At 69.9% G+C, this 2,382-nt stretch carries 1 protein-coding gene; it reads left to right on the top strand.

Annotated elements, in window-relative coordinates; all coding sequences use genetic code 11:
• The first annotated feature begins 52 nt into the window (after positions 1 to 52).
• On the top strand, positions 53 to 2,311 hold the full coding sequence (locus tag ACFWM7_RS34970) for a LamG-like jellyroll fold domain-containing protein (RefSeq protein ID WP_383268732.1): 2,259 nt from the start codon (positions 53 to 55) through the stop codon (positions 2,309 to 2,311).
• The last annotated feature ends 71 nt before the right edge of the window (positions 2,312 to 2,382 follow it).

Below are 2,382 nucleotides of genomic sequence, written 5' to 3'. Positions count from 1 at the left end.
GGCAGGACCAGCGGCCTTTCGGCCGCAGCTCGAATCTCACCTTCGGAGCTGAATGATGAACGGAAGTACGGGGCGCGGAAGCGGAGGTCGCGGCCGTGTGCGGGCCGTGTCCGCCGCTCTCGGCCTGCTGGCCGGAGCCCTGACCGCGACCACGGTCGGGGCCTCTGGGGCAGCGGCACTGACACCACCGGTCGCCATCACCGCGGACGACCTCACCACCTGGCAGACCAACGGCATCGTCTGGTCGATGGCCTCCGGCGACGGCGTCGTCTACGCGGGCGGCACCTTCTCCACCCTGCGGCCCCCCACCGCTACCCCCGGCACGGGCGAACAGCCCGCGGTGAACTTCGCCGCGTTCGACGCGGCGACCGGGGCGCCCACCGACTGCTCGCTGTCCTTCACCATCTCCTCGGGGACCGCGACGGTCCGGTCCCTCGCGCTCTCCCCGGACGGCGAAACCCTTTACGCGGGAGGCCAGTTCGGAGCGGTCAACGGTGTCGGCGTGAGCAACATCGCGGCGATCGACACCGAGAGCTGCACGGTCCGCACCTCCTTCAAGATCGGCGTCTCGGCGACCGTGCGGGGACTCGCCGTCACCGACGACACGGTCTATCTGGCGGGCGACTTCACCACGGTCGGCGGGCAGACCAGGAGCCACTTCGCCGCCGTCACGACCGGAGCCTCACTGCTGCCCTTCACGGCCAACGCCGACGAGGTCGCACGGGCCGTCGAGGTGACCCCGGACGGACGACACGTGCTGCTCGGCGGGGACTTCTTCCGGATCAACGGCACGAACACCCACGCCCTGGCCGTCGTCAACGCCACCACCGGGCAACTCACCAAGTCCTACCCGGGGTTCATCCACAACAACTCCACGGTCCAGGACATCACCACCGACGCCACCGGCTTCTACACCGGCAACGAGGGCACCGGCGGCGGGGTGTTCGACGGACGCATCGCGCTGAACCTGAACAACTTCGAGCAGCGCTGGCGGGACACCTGCCTCGGCGCCACCCAGTCCGTACTGGTGCACTCCGGGGTGCTGTACAGCGGCAGCCACGCCCACGACTGCGCCAGCATGGGCGCGTTCCCGGACCAACCGCGCAAGCACCTGCTGGCCCAGGCGGTCGACGACCCGAAGCTGCTGCCCTGGTTCCCGGACACCAACGACGGGATCGGGGAGCCGGTCGGGCCGCGCGTGATGACCCGGACCAGCAGCGGCGGGCACCACTACCTCTGGGTGGGCGGCGAGTTCACCACCGTCAACACCAAGCCGCAGCAGGGGCTGACCCGGTTCGCGGACGGCCCGGACACGGGCGCGCCCTGGGTGCCCAACGTCAGCCTCTCCACGCTGACCCCCGGGCGGATCGACGTGAACTGGCAGACCAGCTTCGACACCGACGACGGTGAGCTGACCTACCGGATCTACAAGGACGGCTCCAACACCCCGATCCACACCACGACCGGCTACTCGGTCTTCTGGGACCGTCCGCAGCTGACCTGGACGGACACCGACGTCGCCCCGGGCGAGACCCACTCGTACCGGATCACCGCGAGCGACGGCACCAACACCAGCGCCAAGTCCCCCGCCCAGTCCGCCACCGTGGCGAGCGCGACGGAGGCGTACCCGGCGCGGGTCAGGTCCGACGGGGCAAGCCTCTACTGGCGCTGGGACGAGGGCACCTCCACGTTCGCGCACGACAGCAGCGGCAATCTGAACAACGGCTTCATGCGCAACGGCCCCGCCTACCGGCAGACCCCGGCGGCGGTCGCCGGGCCCTCGCCGGCGATCGGTTTCAACGGCACCGATGAGTACGCGTACAGCAACCGGCAGCACGCCCAGCCGGCCCGGTTCACGATCGAGACCTGGATCAGGACGACCACCACCCGGGGCGGGAAGATCGTCGGCTTCGGCAATCTGACCCAGCAGAACAGCACCCGTCACGACAAGCACATCTACATGCGCAACGACGGCCGCCTCGTGTTCGGCGTCCAGAGCAGCGGTGCTCGCACCGTCGCCACCTCGGGGGCGTACAACGACGGCCAGTGGCACCACGTCGTCGCGACCCAGGGCCCGCTGGGTCAGGGCATGTCGCTGTACGTCGACGGGCAGCTGCGCGCGTCGAACATCCTGGTCTCCGGCAACGAGAGCTCCCCGGGCTACTGGCGGGTCGGCGGAGACAACCTGGCCGGCTGGCCGAACCGTCCGACCAGCAACTTCTTCGCCGGGCAGATCGACGAGACCGCCATCTACCCGACCGCGCTGAGCGGATCCACGATCAGTGCGCACTACGCCCTGAGGAACGGCTGAGCGATGAGAAACCCGTTCCTGGCCTGTGCCGCCGTCGTCCTGACGGCGGCGGCGCTGGCCGCCTGCGGCTC

The organism is Streptomyces sp. NPDC058375 (genome assembly GCF_042723425.1).
GTDB lineage: Bacteria > Actinomycetota > Actinomycetes > Streptomycetales > Streptomycetaceae > Streptomyces > Streptomyces durocortorensis.
This window is presented reverse-complemented; position numbering and strand designations above follow the sequence as displayed.